The following is a 17945-nucleotide window of genomic DNA, read 5'->3' as shown; positions in this document are numbered from 1 at the left end:
ATCAGCTGCCGTGCTTCTTGTTCCAGGCCTGCACCAGCCGCTCGCCTAACTCTTCTTTATCCATAAAGCCGAAGCCCAGCACCGTGGCACCTTCATTAATGGCGGTGACGCCTTCGTCGACAGAGCGCATGCCATGCTTAGCTTTGTAGCCATATTTGTTCTGCGCGGTGATAGCGCCTGCGCCGCCGCTGCCGCAGAACGAGATGCCGAAATCGGCGTTCTCTGCCTTCATCACGTCGCCCAGTTTCATGTCAGCGGCCACACCTGGCACCACGACGGCACGGCCACCCGCTTTTTCGATGCCCGCCGCCACTTTCTGGCCTTTACCTAAACGATCACCAATCACGACTGTTACCATCTTGTGTTCCTCTTTAGTTGTTTGATCGCGCGACTTCAATATGCACTGACAGCAGCCAGGCCTCTTCGCGGGGGAGATTGCCAAACAGATCGACGACCTGCTGTGCCAGCGCGACCGTTTCCGGTGGAATATCCTCGAACAGATCCGCTTCCACTTCCGGCAGCGGCTCGCCGGTCAGCGATCGCGACGCCATGGCACCGACATGCGATTGCAGCATCTGCTGCTGAACCGCATTGGGCTGAATGCCATGCTGCTGATAGATCGCCGCAATCTGCGTCATCACGCTGTCAGCCAGCTGCTGCACTTTCTCCGGTGGCGCTTCATACACCGGGACGCCGTTATTGCTCACCTTGCTACTCCTGTTAAACCGGATAATTCGCGTTAGAAACACATTAACGGTCATCGCCCCGGCTGTGCAGAGTCAACATTTCCAGCAGCAAGTGGAAATTGACGTGAAGGTTGTGCGTCAGATCGCAGGCTGCACACTTAGTGCGACATACGTCGCATAAGGCGCAAAATGAGGGATTTATCGGTGCCAGGTGGTGATGTTGTGCGGCGACAGGCGCAGCGCGTTGAGATTCAGGGTGCGGTGATAAGCAGAAGTGATGGTAAAAAACCGCCGGTCAGGCTGACCGGCGATCTGATTAACGGAATTTCTTATGGTTGGTATTGCGGATGTCATCAAATTTGGCCGCTTCGCGCTTTGCGCCATCCACGTTGTTGGCTTTCGCCAGCGCGCTGACCACGTCGATCTGTGCAATGAGTGAGTCGAGACCCGCGTGATAATCTTTGACCTGCGCGCTGTCAGCAGGCTGACCTTCCAGCTTATCTGGCGTCGATTTTTTAGCATCCTGCGCCGCGGCACGCATTTTAGTTAACGCCTGCTGCATCTCCTGCGCATCGTCACTTTTCTTGACGATTTTCAGGTTCGCATTCAGCATGTCCATATCCTGCTCCAGATCCGCCGCATAGAGGCTGACGCTGGAGAACAACAGAGAAGCCGACAACATTGCAATCACATGCTTACGCATCATTACTTCCTTTTTATTGTGATGAAAAAAAAGCAGCCAACAGGCTGCTTCAGGAATCCATCTTATTGTCCCGCTATCTTCATCTCAGGCAGTAACACGGAACCGCACTGGATATTGCTACGGGTTTCAATATCGTCACCAATGGTCACCATGTTGCGCCACATCTCTTTGAGATTTCCGGCGATAGTGACTTCGCTGACCGGGTACTGAATAACGCCATTCTCGACCCAGAAACCAGCCGCACCGCGTGAGTAATCACCGGTAATGGCGCTGACGCCCTGGCCCATCAGCTCGGTCACCACTAATCCGGTGCCCATCTGCTTCAGCAGCGCCTCAAAGCTGTGGCCCTGACCCGCGATGCGCCAGTTATGGATGCCGCCAGCGTGGCCTGTGCTGGTCAGGCCCAGTTTACGGGCTGAATAGCTGGTCAACAGCCAGGTCTGCAGTACGCCATCTTTAATGATGTCACGCGCCTGAGTCCGCACGCCTTCGCTGTCGAATGGCGTAGAGGCCAGTCCTTTCAGCAGATGCGGCTGTTCATTGATGGTAAGCCACTCCGGCAGAATCTGCTGACCCATTGAATCCAGCAGGAAGGTCGATTTACGGTACACGCTGCCACCGCTGATCGCGCCAACCAGATGACCAAATAAGCCGGTCGCCACTTCAGAAGCAAAAATTACCGGGGCTTTCATGGTCGGCAGTTTACGCGGGGCCAGACGGGAGAGCGTGCGGCGTGCGCACTCTGCACCTACCCATTCCGGGCTTTTCAGATCTTCAAACGCGCGGCCAATGGTATAGGCGTAATCGCGCTCCATGTTGCCATCCTGCTCGGCAATGACGCTGCTGGAGAGCGAGTGACGGCTTGAGCAGTAGCTCTGCAACATACCGTGGCTGTTGCCAAAGACTTTGATGCCGACGTGGCTGTTAAAACTGCCACCTTCGGTGTTAGTAATCCGTTTGTCTGCACGCAGCGACGCCTGTTCCGCCTGTGCCGCCAGTTCAATGGCGCGGTCAGCATCAATCTCCCATGGATGATAAAGATCCAGGTCCGGCGCATCATAGGCCAGCAGCTCCGCGTCGGCCGGGCCGGCAAACGGATCGGGCGAGGTGTAGCGCGCAATATCAATCGCCGCCTGCACGGTACGTTTGATCGCGTCCGGGCTGAGGTCGGTCGATGAGGCGCTGCCTTTACGATTCTGATGATAAACGGTGATGCCCAGCGCACCGTCGCTGTTGAATTCGACGTTTTCCACTTCGCCATAGCGGGTGCTGACCCCAATGCCGGTGGTTTTACTGACGGCCACTTCCGCGCTGTCAGTGCCTGCTTTAGCCAGTTCAAGTGCCTGAGAAATGGCCTGCTCCAGTACTTTTCGCTGTTCTGCAACCTGAGTAGATACGTTCATCGACCTGCCCATAATCTTATGTGTGAATGATTTGAGTCTATCAGAGTCAGAGAACAATTTCGCAGTCACCCGATAAACTGGTAGGATTACCCTCTTTTTTTTGGGAGCCCGGAAATGACCAAACAGCCCGATGAGTGGCTCGACGATGTGCCAGATAATGACGAAGAAGAAGATGAAGAGATTATCTGGGTCAGTAAGAGTGAAATTAAACGCGATGCAGAAGAGTTAAAGCGCCTGGGTGCCGAACTGGTTGATCTGGGTAAAAACTCGCTGGACAAAATCCCGCTGGATGAGCGCCTGCGTACCGAAGTTGAACTGGCGCAGCGCATCAAAAAAGAGGGTCGCCGCCGTCAGCTGCAGCTGATCGGTAAACTGCTGCGTGGTATTGATGTGGAGCCGATCCGCGTTGCGCTGGATAAGCTCAATAATCGCCATAACCAGCAGGTTGCGCTGTTCCATAAACTGGAAATGCTGCGCGATCGTCTGATTGAACAGGGCGATGAGGCAATGGGCGACGTGATTGCGCTTTACCCTGAAGCCGATCGTCAGCAGTTGCGCAGCATGATCCGTAACGCGCAGAAAGAGAAAGCGGGCAGCAAGCCGCCGAAGTCTGCCCGTCAGATTTTCCAGTACCTGCGCGAACTGGCCGAAGCGAAGTAATGCCATGGCGGGCAGCCTCGCCCGCCTCCCGGCAGAGCATTTACCGATAGATGTAGAGAATACCGGTGCGCAGCCGCAGCTGGCGTTGACTCGCCGTGGCAGACCGTCCGATATCGCCAAAGGTGACGTATGGCACCCAGACGCGACCGTTGCCAGTCGCATAATCGAACTGTAACGCCTGTTCGTAATCATCATGTTTACTGGCAAACAGTTTCGCATCCGCGTGCTTATATACCAGCTTATAAGTGGTGGTCAGCCGATCGCTTTTATTCCGCAGATAGAGATCAAATCGGTTGGCAGTACGATGACGGTCAGTATCATAATAATCAATGCCACCGGTGCGCATTGATCCTCATGCGCATAATCCGTCAGCTCAAGGCGATATAATCCGCCGACAGACCAGCGGTCATTAATTTTATACCAGGGTGCCACACCAAAGTTCCATTCGGTGCGCGAGGAGTTGCCGATAGTCAACGGTGGCCGTCGCCAGCGCTGCAGTAGCGCTAAACATCAACGTGGCACCCGGTAAAAAGGGTAATGACTTATTATTTCCCATAACAACGTCCTTATTAGTGGCAATCAGGGCAATGCATTACCCAGGCTTATTTTATTAACCTGCCGTTAACTTACATTTAAAACCTGTAAGTGATTCTTTTAACGCCTCAGAATTTATTTAAGCAGCAACTGAGATGATGCTAAAAATAACCAGCATGAGGGGCCTTTCGGTTTCAGACACTAACAGGAGAAACAGGGCAATAACGAAAAGAGTGAACAGATCGAACTCAAAATATGCTGTATTAATTCAGGGAATAACTTTTTAAAAAAGGCGCCCGATGTGGGCGCCCTTGATATCAGGCCAGCCTGTCCAGCAGCTTCTGGTGAATGCCACCAAACCCGCCGTTGCTCATGACCAGAATCGTGTCGCCTGGTTGCGCGGCTTTCGCCACCATCTCTACCAGAGTATCGATATCCGCACTCCAGTGCGCTGGCGGAATACACGCTTCTGCCACGTCTGAAACCTGCCACGGAATATGGTGCGGCTGGAACAGGAAGACTTCATCCGCACGCGCCAGTGACGGCGCCAGATCGTTTTTACTGACACCCATCTTCATCGTGTTGGAGCGGGGCTCCAGCACAGCAAGGATGCGCGCTCTGCCGCCGACTTTGCTGCGCAGAGCCGCCAGCGTCGCCAGAATTGCGGTCGGATGGTGAGCGAAGTCATCATAGACTTTGATGCTGTTAACCTCGCCACGCAGCTCCAGCCGGCGACGTGCATTGATAAAGGTGTTGAGTGCCTGGCCAGCATCTTCCGGCTTCACACCCACATGCCGCGCGGCAGCAATCGCCATCAATCCATTATGCATGTTGTGTTCGCCAACCAGCGACCAGTTCACTTCCCCGACTTTTTCGCCGTCGAGCCAGATTTCCCAGTGAGACGCATCGTTGGTCAGCTTCTTCGCCTGCCAGCGTCCGTGCTCGCCAACGCTTTCCTGTTCGCTCCAGCAACCCATCGCCATCACCTGTTTGAGGTTAGGATCATGTTCCGGCAACATGATCTTGCCCTGCCCCGGCACGATCCGCACCAGATGATGGAACTGCTTCTGGATCGCCCGCAGATCATCAAAGATGTCGGCGTGATCAAACTCAAGGTTGTTGAGGATCAGGGTGCGTGGGCAGTAATGGACAAACTTGGAACGCTTGTCGAAAAACGCGCAGTCGTACTCATCCGCTTCAATCACGAAGAATGGACTTTTTCCTAATTTTGCCGAGACATCGAAGTTTCCTGGCACACCCCCAATAATGAAGCCGGGTTCAAGGCCGCAGGCCTCGAGAATCCACGCTGCCATGCCTGCTGTGGTGGTTTTGCCGTGGGTTCCGGCCACGGCCAGCACCCAGTGATCGCGCAGCACGAAATCGTGCAGCCATTGCGGGCCAGAGAGGTAAGGAATGTTGCGTTCCAGCACCGCTTCCACACAAGGGTTACCCCGCGTCATCGCATTGCCGATGATGACTAAGTCAGGCTCCGGATCGAGTTGACTGGCATCATAACCTTCTGTTAATTCAATACCTTGCTGTTCGAGCAGGGTACTCATTGGCGGGTAAACGTTGGCGTCTGAACCGGTCACCTGATGACCAAGTGAACGAGCCAGCATCGCCAGACCGCCCATAAAAGTGCCACAAATCCCGAGGATGTGAATGCGCATAACATGATCCATTACTCAAAAGTTCGGCGCACAGTGTAACGCTGGTCGCAGACGGAAGAAACGGATTAGGACTATGGTTTTTGAAGTTCATTCGGCTAAACTGCGTACGCATCCGTTGGCAGACTGTTACGCGTGCTGCCACTCCATCGAAGATTCAGGGAATGTGTTATGAAAACGTTGGGCGAATTTATCGTCGAGAAGCAGCACGACTTTCCGCACGCCACAGGTGAACTGACGGCGCTGATTTCAGCTATCAAGCTGGGTGCCAAAATTATCCACCGCGACATCAATAAAGCCGGTTTAGTGGATATCCTTGGTGCCAGCGGCGTCGAGAATATTCAGGGTGAGCAGCAGATGAAACTGGATCTGTTTGCTAACGAAAAACTGAAGGCAGCACTGAAAGCACGTGGCATCGTCGCCGGTATCGCTTCTGAGGAAGAAGACGAGTTCGTTATCTTTGAAGGTGAGGAAAACGGTAAGTACGTGGTGTTAATGGATCCACTGGATGGTTCTTCTAACATCGACGTTAACGTTTCCGTCGGCACCATTTTCTCTATTTATCATCGCGTCAGTGAACCTGGCACGCCAGTGGTTGAAGCGGACTTCATGCAGCCGGGCAACAAGCAGGTTGCGGCAGGTTACGTAGTCTACGGCTCATCCACCATGATGGTTTACACCACCGGTGCAGGCGTGCATGCGTTTACTTACGATCCGTCACTGGGTGTGTTCTGCCTCAGTCACGAACGTATGACCTATCCACCAACCGGTTACACCTATTCGATCAACGAAGGTAACTACATTCGTTTCCCGCAGGGTGTGAAGAAATATCTGAAGTTCTGTCAGGAAGAGGATCTGCCAACGCATCGTCCTTATACCTCACGTTACATCGGCTCGCTGGTTGCGGATTTCCATCGTAACCTGCTGAAAGGCGGCATCTACCTCTACCCAAGCACCGCCAGCCATCCTCAGGGTAAGCTGCGTCTGCTGTATGAGTGCAACCCGATGGCGTTCCTGGCCGAGCAGGCGGGGGGTAAAGCCACCGACGGTCAGAAACGTATTCTGGATATTCCACCGGTCACGCTGCATCAGCGTTGCCCGTTCTACTGCGGTAATGAGGCAATGGTTAACGACGTTGAGCGTTTCCTGGCTGAGTTCCCGGATTGCCGCCAGGGTTAATCCGGTAGTGGTATAAAAAGAGATATAAAAAGGGGCGCGATTTCGCGCCCCTTTTGTTTTTACGCCGTCTGTAATCTGAACTGCGCCATAGTTGCCTGAAGCTGGTCGGATTGTGCTTCCAGCGACTGAGTCGCAGCGGTTGCCTGTTCCACCAGCGCGGCGTTCTGCTGCGCCGCCGCATCCATTTGTGTGACGGCCAGATTGACCTGCTCAATGCCACGGCTCTGCTCATCGGAGGCCATTGAGATCTCTTTCATCAGTGCCGTAACGCGCATCACTTCGCCAGAAATCTCATCCATGGTTTCCCCGGCGCGCGTCGCCATCTCGGTGCCCTCTTTGACCCGCGACTGCGAATCACTGATCAGTGTGCGGATCTCTTTGGCGGCGTTAGCACTGCGCTGTGCCAGCGTGCGCACTTCATTTGCCACTACCGCAAAGCCACGGCCCTGCTCACCTGCTCGCGCCGCTTCCACGGCAGCGTTGAGCGCCAGGATATTGGTCTGGAAGGCAATGCCGTCAATCACGCTAAGAATGTCGCCGATGCGATTGGCGCTGTCGGTAATCTCATTCATTTTTTCCATCACGTAGCTGACCACCTCAGCGCCGCGATCGGCGGTCTCAGAGACCGCGCTAGCCAGCTGATTCGCCTGCTGAGCATTCGTGGCATTAAGGCGCACCGTGGCCGTGAGCTGCTCCATGCTGGCCGCTGTCTGCTCCAGCGAGGCGGCGGACTCTTCGGTGCGCTGCGACAGATTGACGTTACCGGCTGCCAGTTCACGGCTGCCGATGTCTATCTGCATACTCGCTTCGCGCACCTGATTCACCGAAGTGCGCAACGACTGCTGCATCCCGCTCAGGGCATGATTAAGCCGACCCAGCTCATTGTTGCTGGACGGTGGCAGCGCCTGCGACAGATCGCCCGCCGCGATTTGCTCAAGATGGACAATCGCCAGGTTCAGCGGCTGAAGCAGCATCCGGCGCAGAAGTTGCCAGGCGAGTACCAGCAACAGCAGGGTTAACACTCCCGCCACGGCGATCAGGATTTTCATTTTGGTTTCGTTGTAGGCTGCCTCTGCCAGCTGAGCCTGGGTGATCTGATCGGCCAGCTGACTGAAGTCATTGACCGCTTTATCGTAACTGGCCGCCAGTGTCGCCAGGTTGCCTTCCAGCAGCTGGTAATATTCGTCAGTGTATTGCTTGTCCAGCGCGTCCATCATCGGTTTGATGCCCTGGTCGAGGTAGGCTTTATAACTGGCTGAAACTGCATCCGCCAGCATTTTGCCGTGCGCCGTCACCGTTCCGGCGTCCACAAAACGCTTCAGGTTTTTCTGCGATGACACCACATCTGCCTGCGACAATTTTGTGACTGCCGCGCCCTCTTCCAGCATACCAATTTCAATTTTACGTACCGCCAGCGCCGCGTTAGCGCGGGCCCGCATCAGATCCGAATTGCTCTTATACAGACTGTTCAGCTCGATCCCCTGAATGCGGTTGATCACATCCAGCGAGCGATTTCCTTTATTGATTGCCACGATACCCATCAAACTCACCGCCAACAGCAGCAGTGTCATGAATGCCAGCAATGCCAGCAACCCCGTGCGAAGTGATAACTGTTTCATCCTGATAGTTTCCGTATATGTGAAAAGGCGAATTTCAAGCGGCCCTAAAGCGGAGAAATTATCGGCAGTAACGGTCCGAAACTTTAACGCTGATTAGTGTTAACAACTTGATCATCACAGAAACATCCATCAAGCTGATCGCCGCCCTTGCGTTATCCGGAGAAAAGAATGAAACCAGGATTGTTTCTGATGTTGCTCTGCCTCAGCACATCGGCGCTGGCAGAGGACATGCCATCAGACGCCTCGCCTGATCGTTGCCTCAATAATGCCTCGACCACTCTTGCCATGAACCAGTGCTACGCGGCGGCAAACAAGGTCTGGGATCAGGAGATGAATAAGCAGTACAGCAAGCTGATGAAAACACTCTCCGGCGAACCGAAAAACAAACTTCGTGCCGCTCAGCGTGCCTGGCTGCGCTACCGCGACAGCTGGCTTGAGGCGAGCCGCAGTCAGTTTAGTTCTCAGGGAACGCTGGGTAGCGTAGCTCTGAGCGCCCAGAGTCTGAGCCTGGTGCGTAATCAGGCGCTGATGCTGCAGTCATGGGCTGCAGGCAGTTGTGGGAACCCCGATGACTGCTGATCGATAACGGGCTTTTGCACTGGCGGAAGTCAGTGCGTTCAATAACCTTCAGGGAGAAACCATGGCTGCTTACGCCTCGACCCTTATTCTGATCGGCCTCGCCGTACTGAGTTATTTCGTTCACAACAATGCGGTCACCATCTCCATTCTGGTGCTGCTGGCGATTAAAATAACCCCGCTGGCCCGGTTCTTCCCCTACGTCGAAAAACAGGGCATTACCTTAGGCATTATTATTCTTACCGTGGCGGTAATGGCTCCGCTGGCCAGCGGCTCACTGCCCGCCTCCGCTCTGATCAAATCCTTTGCCAACTGGAAGTCGATTGTGGCGATTCTGGTGGGGATTTTTGTGGCCTGGCTCGGCGGTCGTGGCGTGAACTTTATGAGTGTGCAGCCTTCGGTAATCGGGGGGTTGCTGATTGGTACAGTGATTGGGGTGGCGTTCTTCCGGGGCGTGCCGGTAGGGCCACTGATTGCCGCAGGCATTGTTTCGCTGTTGGTAGCGGCGAAGTAACGTTTGGGCGCATTCCGAAACGCCAAAAAGGGGGCATACATTCAGAGTCAGTTGGCTATAATAGCCGACACTCAACATACGACTACTGAAGGAATGCCAGATGAGTTTGAACCAGGTGCCAGCAGGTAAAGACCTGCCAGAAGATATCTACGTTGTCATTGAGATCCCAGCGAACGCTGATCCGATCAAATATGAAGTTGATAAAGAGTCTGGTGCCCTGTTTGTAGACCGTTTCATGTCTACCGCCATGTTCTATCCGTGCAACTACGGTTACATCAACCATACCCTTTCTCTGGATGGTGATCCGGTTGACGTACTGGTTCCGACCCCGTATCCGCTGGTCCCAGGCTCAGTGATCCGCTGCCGTCCGGTTGGCGTGCTGAAAATGACCGACGAGTCTGGCGAAGATGCCAAACTGGTTGCCGTTCCGCACACCAAGCTGTCCAAAGAGTACGATCACATCAAAGATGTGAACGACCTGCCAGAACTGCTGCGTGCACAGATCACCCACTTCTTTGAACACTACAAAGATCTGGAAAAAGGCAAATGGGTGAAAGTGGATGGCTGGGATAACGCCGAAGCCGCCAAAGCTGAAATCATCTCCTCTTACGAGCGCGCACAGAAGAAGTAATTCTGCTGCCGGTTTGTGAGTCGAAAAAAAAACACCGTCCAACTGGACGGTGTTTTTGTTCAGGCCTCTGGCTCCTCATCACGCTTTAGCCAGTCACCACTCATAATGCGCTGGCGTCCTGCCACTGAGCGTTGATAGACATAAAGCCATGCACTGCCAAACGGCGTCTGAGTCAGAAAACGTTTGTACTCTCCCCCTTTGGTGCGAAGCGCATCCAGCTCCGCAAGGGTTGAGGCATCAATGCGGTACACCTCACAATGTACCGCTCCATTGCCCTCTATGACGCCGGGATAATGGCCCAGACTGTAAAGCTCAAAGCCGTCAATCTGGTGATCACCCAGCCACTGCGCATTGGTCATCCAGTGACTGTTTCCCTGTTTGCGCCGTAAACTGCCGTAGACAATTATTCGCATTGCTAAAACTCAAACTGATAGAGCAAATCGAGAGCCTGATCCACACCGGACACGGCTTCCAGATAGAGCTTAGGCATCAGGCGGTAACGCAAGGTTAACGTCGCCAGTGAATCAAATATGCCAACACCGTATTTTACCTGCAGACCCGGTAGCACATAGCCGCTGACCTGCACCTGCTGACTGTCGCCAACACCGGCAGTATCCACGGCGAGATTGCTGACACCGAAGGTCTCCCCGATTTTACCCACAACCTGCCCACTTTGTGCAACCCCTAAGCCAACAAGTGCCGAAGTCAGTGCGTTACTGTCGCCGTCTTTGCCCAATCCCTGACCACGCAGCAGGTAAGAAAGCGCTTCCTGTTGCGACATCGCCGGATCGGAGAAGACTTCCGCTTTCGGTTCATCGGCAAGACCAGTGACGCGCAGACCCGCCGTGACGCCATCTTCCGTCGCATCCGGGTTACGGATGGCTTCCAGATTAACGTAAGGCTGATCCGGCGGACCGGCAAATTGCAGCTCGCCTTTACGCACGATCAGATCCTGACCATAAGCGTGGAAACGACCGGACGGAATGTTGATCTGACCGTTTAAGCCAAGTCCTGACTTATCCTGCACCATTTTCAGATCGCCATTCAGCTTCGCTTTCAGGCCAAACGCAGAGAGCCGCACATCGTTGCCGACGTGGATGACCAGATTACTGTTAATCGGAATCGAGGCAGTTTGCGGTGCAATCGGCTTCAGCTGTTTATCCAGCATCACCTCATCCGACGAGACGCCAGTGGCGCTTTCCGGCACGTCCTGCACCGTGATGCGTGCCCAGGGAATATCGACGCTGCCGTCCAGGTTAAAGGCGGCTGGCGTTGCTTCAAACACCAGATCTGGCGAGACATCCATGCGCACCATCGGCGGCACGGTCACGCGAACCCGGCTGCCCTTCGCTGCAATGCGCGCACGCCAGTTATCAAGCTGGCTCCAGTCTGCGTTACCGCTGAGGTTGATGTTGCCCTGTGCAGTCTGCACCAGCCCGTTCAGCGTGGAGCTCATGCCATTGAACACCAGGTTCAGGTTAGCGGCAGTGAGATCGACCGGCATAAAGTTGCCATCCACATCAACCCCCGTCAGGCCAAGCTGACCAAACACCTGCGGCTGCTGTACGCTGCCACCCAGGCGCAGACTGCTGTTCAGGCTGCCTTTGATCTTCTCGCCCTGCATCAGCGCCGGATTGATCATCGCCAGCGAGATATTGCGGATGTTGACGTTACCGCCCAGCGTGCGGCGGTTTTGTGGATCGTCGATCTGCACGTTGCCATCCAGCTGCCCGTTTTTGGCGATGCGGATCAGCCAGTCGAGCTTAGCGCGTCCGTTTTGCAGCGCGGCATTAAGGTTCAGCGTGTCGAAAACGATCGGCAGGCTATTGCCCTGCACATCCTGCACCACTTTCACGCCGTTGCCTTTCAGCGCCACGGCGCCGGTCGGCAGGCCACCGTCTGCGGTCCAGTTGACGCGCACGTCGCCGCTGAACAAGCCGCTGAGCTGGGTCGCTTCCGGCATAAATGGCCTGGCCATTGCCAGGTCAAAGCGGTTCAGCACCACATGCGCATGACCTGCCGGGCCCGCTTCAACCGGCTCCGGCACACAGAGCTGCGCATTGGGGTTCTGCCAGCAGTGCGGCCCGATGGTCGCCGTCTGGCTGCTGTTGAGATAGTCGATGGCCATGGCACGGGTCAGACGCCACTCGCCAACGGGGGTATCAAAGTGGGTATCGTTCAGGGAGCCTTTCCAGCGCCCGGCCTGACGATCAAAGCTGCCGTTCAGCGCCAGCTGACCTGAGACCGGTTTACCCTGCACATTAAGCTTCAGCTGATGCTGATGCTCATTGCCGTCCGCATTCAGCGTTAGCAGACTGATGTTCAGCGCATCCTGCTTCAGCTGCTCGACACGCAGTTGCAGTTTACCCGCCACTTGCTCGCCGGAACGGACGTCGCCATTCAGCGTGACGCGATTAATCTGCATCTGCTGCCAGCGCAGACCACGGGCATTGAGATCGGCCAGCAGCTGCGGTGCCTTCAGGGTGCCACGCGCTTTAAGGGTGCCGTTGACGACACCGCCCAGACCTGGCAGCGCATTGTCGAGCTGTGGCGCATCAATACTGGCATCAAGGTCCAGACTGTCGCCCAGCGCGCCTTTGACATCCAGATGGTTGCGTCCCAGCGCCAGCTGAATGCCCGGCACTGTCCACTGGTTGTAGCTGTTACCGGTCAGGGAGCCATCAGCCGTCACGGCATTCTGCTTCACGTTTCCTTTCAGCTGAAGTTGCGGCACGCTCAGTTGCCAGGTGCCACCATACAGACTGCCGCGGGTAGTGATTTTGCCATCCAGCCGCGCGGGCCAGTCGGGGTACTGTTTAGCCGTATTGATCCCCGCCAGCGTCAGTTCACTGCGCCAGCTGATTGCTTTGCTCCAGTCCACCAGCGCAGTGAGATCGATATTGCCCTGCAGCGCGGCCACGCGCAGGCGATCGAGGCTGAACTGCTCAACGTTGCCTTTACCCGTCAGCGAGAGAGTAGCCGGTGGCACAGATTCGCCCTTCACGGCGGTCTGCAGTGACATCACATAGTCGGTGGCTTTGCCTTTAAACTGATAGTCCAGGTTATCGGCCTGATACTGTATCGGCCCGGTTAATGGCCAGCGCAGCTGCGGACTGGTCAGCTGCAGTGACAGCGGCAGTCCCGCAACCGCCAGCTGGGTCGTCCCATCCAGTTGCGCATTCACCGGACCTGAAAGATTCAGGCCCAGCTTCAGCTCGTCGCGCATCGCGCCATTAAGTTTCAGCGCCAGCTTCTCGCCCTTAATCGGATCGGTATTGACCGTGCCGTTCAGGGAGAAATCGACCGGCCAGTTATCTGCCAGCGTCGCCTGACCGCTACCCTTCAGGTTGCCAAGATTCGAGTCCACTTCCAGCGTCGTCAGTTGCATCTGACGGTCGGCGGTTCTGGCTTTTAACAGTAACCGGCTGACGGAGATATCCGTGTCGCCGGTAATGCGCAGCTGTTCACCCAGAACCTGCTGCACGTCAATATCCAGCGGCAGACGGAAATCGGGCAGTGCAGGCAGCAGCGGTTGTGCAAACATCGCCTGCAACGTTTCGCCCAGCGGTTTCTCGTCCGGATGCGGCTGCTGCACTTTCGGATCGACCACCTCGTCATTCACCACTTTCGCCGCTTTCGGCAGCGCAACCAGCAGACTTTGGATGTGAGTCGGGTTCAGCGTCAGCGCGCGATCCTGCCACTGCAGGCCAGTGGTGAAATCGAGCAGCGAGATTGCGGTGTCATCAACTTTGACATTGATATTGTGCAGGCCAAAGTGACGCAGCGTGATGGGGTATGGCGTGCTGAGGTTAGTGCTACCACTCTCCTCTTCCGGCGCGGGCGCGGCAGGCGTCATTTTCTTGCTGTCGACCACTACGCTGATATCACGCAGGGAGACATCGTTAACGCACACGGAGGAGTGCAGCAGGCAGTTGAGATCTACCGCCAGATGGATTTGCCCGGCATCGACGCTGACGCCTGGCATCTCAAAGCGCAGACCGTTAAGGGTCAGGTTCCGCCAGCCACCCTCGACCTGTTTGATTGACAGGCCAGGCACCCAGCGCGATGCACCTTTCAGCACTAAATGCAGCCCAGGCGTGGTACCAATTAAAAATGCCACGCCGCCCAACAGCACGACCAGAAAGATCAGAATGCCGATCAGGACCTTTTTCCACAGCTTCATAGTTCTGGCCCCAGCCCTACGTAAAATTGTAATCCATGCTCTTCGTCATCCCCGATGGGTCTGGCGATATCAAATTTGATGGGGCCAACCGGTGAAGACCAGCGCACGCCGACGCCCGCACCGGTTTTGACGTTACTTTGTTTGATGTCGTTAACCGCTTCGCCCGAGTCGACAAACACCGCACCCCACCATTTCCCGGTGACGTTGTACTGGTATTCCAGCGATCCGGTGGCGAGTTTTGACGCACCGGTGAGTTTGCCGTCATCATCGCGCGGTGAAATATTTTTGTATTTGTAACCACGAATACTGCGGTCACCACCGGCAAAGAAGCGCAGATCCGGCGGCACTTTTTCGAAGTCGTTGGTTTCGATCCAGCCCAGATTGCCGCGCGCCACAAAGCGATGATTGTCGCCCAGGGTACGGATCCAGACGTTTTGCGCCTGCAGGATCAGGAAGTCGACGTCTGACCCCCAGGTGGAATCAGAGACGTCTGCCGAATAGCGCTGTGAATCACCCCAGGTCGGCATCAGGCCGCCACGGGAACGGGTGCGGTTTACGCTGACGCCAGGGTATAGCAGCATAGTGGTGTTGGTCACGCTACCCTGAGTAAAGTGATCCAGGCTCCAGCGCAGGTTGACCGCCTTCTGCCAGCCGCTGCTGCTGTCCCAGTTGCGCGACATTGCAAGTGTCGTGGTGTCCGCTTTCGTGTCGTTGAGGTCGGTGCGCTTCAGGCCGCCGGAGAAGGTGTAGTACTGCTCAAGCGGACTTTTCAGCAGCGGCACTTTGTAGCTGAGATCGACCTGCTGTTCCGGCGCGGAAACGTAGGCGCTGGCCGTCAGGCTGTGGCCGCTGTCGTTGATCCACGGTTTTTTCCAGGTCCCTTTCAGGCGCGGCCCAACGTCTGTGGAGTAGCCCACGCCGGTTTCAATGGTGTTTTCAGTGCGGGGTGACATGACTGCGCTCAGCGGCAGTACTTTGGTCTGTCGCCCCTTGCTGAATTCCGGCGCGACCACCACCGAATTAAACCAGCCGGTCGCGGAGAGGCGGCGGTTCAGCTCGGCTAAATCGCGGGAGCTGTAGTTGTCGCCTTCTTTAAACGGCACCAGATTTTGCAGGTACGCTTCGCGGATCTGCGATCCCTTGAAAGTGACGTCACCAAAGCGATAGCGTTCGCCGCTGTCGTAGTCGATATCCCAGAACGCTTCATGACGTTCAACCGAGACGCCGAGCTGGCTTTTTTTAAAAGTGCCGTCGAAATAGCCGTTACGCAGCGCAAGATTAGAGAAGCCACTTTTGAATTTGTCATATTGCCCGTGGTTAAGCTGCGTGCCCACTTTGGGCCGTCCCTCCTTCACCCAGGCTTTGTAATCAGGATCGTTGCGAGCATCGCCTTCGACCACGATGTTACTGCCGCCGATTTTTACCGGTACACCAGGCGTGACATGGGCCAGTAACACCGGTCGTCCACCCTTCGCAGGCGCGGGGCGCGATTCAAAATCGATGGTTGGCTCGTAATAACCGAGTGCACGCAGTCCCTCTTTTATCGCAACAGAGACACGTGCGCGAAAACGGCCATCATTAGAAACCTCATCGTTGCCGATGGTGGAGAGGCGCGCTCTGACATTCTTTTGCAGATCCCCGGTTAAGCCATCTACCTGTAATCGCACGGTCGCCGCCTCAAGGGCGGGCGCGGCAAGCAGCAGGCTCGCCATGCAACAAACATAAAATCGTGGCACCTGTACTCCTGTTAATCATGCCGGCCCCTTGTCCGCGGGGCGCTTATTAATCATCTTTGCCCGCACTACCGCAACGGCAATATCCTCATCATAGCCGCACTTTATGGCAAACGGCGGCACATCGCTGGCATCTAACTCAAATAACCGGGCTATTGTCGGTAAATGGGGTGAACGATACAACTCCTGCGGGAGGGAATGATCAGTCCGATATGACTCACTCAGATAAATCCGAGTCTGTAACTGACCGGTCTGGCGGCTAATGCTCCCTTAAGCAGCGGTTTGTCCTCTGGCGGCGCGATGAGCGCTCCTGCTATAATCGGCCACCACAGGCATCCCGCCTGTTTTCATTTCTGCCCCGACATGTTGTTTGTTGTCGAACTGGCGCAGACATTTTTGGCACGGATAGCTCTGTTTCACGGATAAACCAACTCTGTTTGCGCTTACCCACGCTGCCCAGGCCAAAAATGACAAGTGGATAACCCTTTGGATCTCATATGTTAGATAGCTTACTTGTCATTCTTTTACTGATCGTAATCAGTGCCTTTTTCTCCCTGTCGGAGATCTCGCTGGCGGCCGCCCGTAAGATCAAACTGAAACTGCTGGCCGATGAAGGCAACGTAAATGCGCAGCGTGTGCTGAAAATGCAGGAAACGCCGGGCATGTTCTTCACCGTGGTGCAGATTGGCCTCAACGCCGTCGCCATTCTGGGCGGTATTGTTGGTGACGCGGCCTTTTCACCGGTGTTCAGCGGCCTGTTTAACCGCTTTGTCGCACCAGAGCTGGCTGAACAGCTTAGCTTTATCTGTTCCTTCACCATCGTCACCAGCCTGTTTATCCTGTTTGCTGACTTAACGCCAAAGCGGGTTGGCATGGTCGCCCCGGAAACTATCGCGCTGCGCATCATCAACCCGATGCGTTTCTGCCTGCTGGTGATGCGTCCACTGGTGTTTCTGTTTAATGGCCTGGCTAACGTCTTCTTCCGTATTTTCAAGCTGCCGATGGTGCGCAAAGATGACATCACGTCCGATGATATTTACGCGGTGGTTGAAGCCGGTGCACTGGCTGGCGTGCTGCGTAAGCAGGAACATGAGCTGATTGAAAACGTGTTTGAGCTGGAGTCACGTACCGTTCCCTCTTCCATGACCTCGCGCGAAAATATTGTCTGGTTTGATCTACATGAAGATGAGACCAGCCTTAAAACCAAAATCGCCCAGCATCCTCACTCGAAGTTTCTGGTCTGCAGCGGCGATATCGACCATATCGTCGGCTATGTCGACTCAAAAGAGCTGCTGCTTCGCGTACTGGGTAATCAGAGCATGGCGCTGAACAGCGGCCTGCAGATCCGCTCTGCGCTGATTGTGCCGGACACGCTGACCCTCTCAGAAGCGCTCGAAAGTTTTAAAACCGCAGGCGAAGATTTCGCGGTGATCATGAACGAATATGCACTGGTCGTGGGCATCATTACCCTCAATGACGTAATGACCACACTGATGGGCGACCTGGTCGGTCAGGGCATGGAAGAGCAGATTGTGGCGCGTGATGAGAACTCATGGCTGGTTGAAGGCGGTACGCCGATCGATGACGTGATGCGTGTACTGGATATTGATGATTTCCCGCAGTCAGGCAACTACGAAACCATCGGCGGCTTTATGATGTATATGCTGCGTAAAATTCCGAAACGAACCGATTTTGTGAAGTTTGCGGGCTACAAGTTCGAGGTAGTGGATATTGATAGCTATCGCATCGATCAGCTGCTGGTCACCCGCATCGATGAACGACCGCCGGTGCTGAACATGACGAAAAGCGAAGAAGAGTAGAATGACTAAGGGCGCCATTGGCGCCCTTGTGATTACT

General features: G+C 55.2%; 16 protein-coding genes. 6 read left to right on the top strand and 10 right to left on the bottom strand.

What is annotated here, in order from left to right; translation table 11 throughout:
* Position 1: 1 nt before the first annotated feature.
* The 4 genes from ACR8BF_RS02750 to pmbA form a co-directional block, all read right to left on the bottom strand.
* Entirely contained in the window at positions 2-358 is a 357-nt protein-coding gene (locus ACR8BF_RS02750; RefSeq protein ID WP_010256477.1) for an SFCGS family glycine-rich protein, read from the bottom strand.
* A 13-nt stretch (positions 359-371) separates the two neighbouring features.
* Positions 372-707 (bottom strand): glycine dehydrogenase, encoded by a 336-nt coding sequence (locus tag ACR8BF_RS02745; RefSeq protein ID WP_179898637.1) that lies wholly within the window; start codon positions 705-707, stop codon positions 372-374.
* A 295-nt stretch (positions 708-1002) separates the two neighbouring features.
* Complete coding sequence (gene cybC, locus ACR8BF_RS02740) at positions 1003-1389, bottom strand: cytochrome b562 (protein WP_434745907.1); 387 nt, start codon at positions 1387-1389, stop codon at positions 1003-1005.
* A 62-nt stretch (positions 1390-1451) separates the two neighbouring features.
* A complete protein-coding gene (gene pmbA / locus ACR8BF_RS02735; protein ID WP_370463491.1) occupies positions 1452-2792 on the bottom strand; it encodes a metalloprotease PmbA in 1341 nt (446 codons plus the stop codon).
* Positions 2793-2906: 114 nt separating this feature from the next.
* Between pmbA and yjgA the strand changes: the two genes are divergently transcribed.
* Positions 2907-3452: a ribosome biogenesis factor YjgA gene (gene yjgA, locus ACR8BF_RS02730; RefSeq protein ID WP_179898639.1), complete on the top strand. Its 546-nt coding sequence runs from the start codon at positions 2907-2909 to the stop codon at positions 3450-3452.
* 40 nt (positions 3453-3492) lie between these two features.
* On the opposite strand, the gene ACR8BF_RS02725 is transcribed toward yjgA, so the two are convergent.
* On the bottom strand, positions 3493-3798 hold the full coding sequence (locus ACR8BF_RS02725; protein ID WP_313700148.1) for an oligogalacturonate-specific porin KdgM family protein: 306 nt from the start codon (positions 3796-3798) through the stop codon (positions 3493-3495).
* Between the two features lie 505 nt (positions 3799-4303).
* Entirely contained in the window at positions 4304-5656 is a 1353-nt protein-coding gene (gene mpl / locus ACR8BF_RS02720) for a UDP-N-acetylmuramate:L-alanyl-gamma-D-glutamyl-meso-diaminopimelate ligase (protein ID WP_434745514.1), read from the bottom strand.
* Between the two features lie 168 nt (positions 5657-5824).
* Here mpl and fbp point away from each other — a divergent pair, with 168 nt between their 5' ends.
* Entirely contained in the window at positions 5825-6832 is a 1008-nt protein-coding gene (gene fbp, locus ACR8BF_RS02715; protein WP_179898641.1) for a class 1 fructose-bisphosphatase, read from the top strand.
* 59 nt (positions 6833-6891) lie between these two features.
* Here fbp and ACR8BF_RS02710 read toward each other — a convergent pair whose 3' ends face one another.
* Positions 6892-8451, bottom strand: coding sequence for a methyl-accepting chemotaxis protein (locus tag ACR8BF_RS02710; RefSeq protein WP_313700153.1), 1560 nt, complete (start codon positions 8449-8451; stop codon positions 6892-6894).
* Between the two features lie 168 nt (positions 8452-8619).
* On the opposite strand from ACR8BF_RS02710, the gene ACR8BF_RS02705 reads away from it, so the two are divergent.
* From ACR8BF_RS02705 to ppa, 3 genes are all read left to right on the top strand, one after another.
* On the top strand, positions 8620-9030 hold the full coding sequence (locus tag ACR8BF_RS02705; RefSeq protein WP_179898643.1) for a lysozyme inhibitor LprI family protein: 411 nt from the start codon (positions 8620-8622) through the stop codon (positions 9028-9030).
* A gap of 61 nt (positions 9031-9091) precedes the next feature.
* Entirely contained in the window at positions 9092-9541 is a 450-nt protein-coding gene (locus ACR8BF_RS02700) for a DUF441 domain-containing protein (RefSeq protein WP_179898644.1), read from the top strand.
* Positions 9542-9641: 100 nt separating this feature from the next.
* Positions 9642-10172, top strand: coding sequence for an inorganic diphosphatase (gene ppa / locus ACR8BF_RS02695; protein ID WP_003855519.1), 531 nt, complete (start codon positions 9642-9644; stop codon positions 10170-10172).
* 59 nt (positions 10173-10231) lie between these two features.
* Here the strand turns inward: ppa and ACR8BF_RS02690 are convergent, their stop codons facing one another.
* The 3 genes from ACR8BF_RS02690 to tamA are packed head-to-tail and all read right to left on the bottom strand — an operon-like array spanning position 10232 to position 16067.
* Positions 10232-10585: a gamma-glutamylcyclotransferase family protein gene (locus ACR8BF_RS02690; RefSeq protein WP_179898645.1), complete on the bottom strand. Its 354-nt coding sequence runs from the start codon at positions 10583-10585 to the stop codon at positions 10232-10234.
* 2 nt (positions 10586-10587) lie between these two features.
* Positions 10588-14355, bottom strand: coding sequence for an autotransporter assembly complex protein TamB (tamB, locus tag ACR8BF_RS02685; RefSeq protein ID WP_292988057.1), 3768 nt, complete (start codon positions 14353-14355; stop codon positions 10588-10590).
* A complete protein-coding gene (gene tamA / locus ACR8BF_RS02680) occupies positions 14352-16067 on the bottom strand; it encodes an autotransporter assembly complex protein TamA (RefSeq protein ID WP_292989277.1) in 1716 nt (571 codons plus the stop codon). The genes tamB and tamA overlap by 4 nt, the downstream gene beginning before the upstream one ends.
* A 518-nt stretch (positions 16068-16585) precedes the next feature.
* On the opposite strand from tamA, the gene ACR8BF_RS02675 reads away from it, so the two are divergent.
* Positions 16586-17908 (top strand): hemolysin family protein, encoded by a 1323-nt coding sequence (locus ACR8BF_RS02675; RefSeq protein ID WP_179898647.1) that lies wholly within the window; start codon positions 16586-16588, stop codon positions 17906-17908.
* Positions 17909-17945 lie beyond the last annotated feature (37 nt).

It is taken from the genome of Candidatus Pantoea rara (assembly GCF_051136265.1).
Lineage (GTDB): Bacteria > Pseudomonadota > Gammaproteobacteria > Enterobacterales > Enterobacteriaceae > Pantoea > Pantoea rara.
Note: the sequence above shows the minus strand (reverse complement) of the source record. Positions and strands in the feature narration are given on the sequence as shown.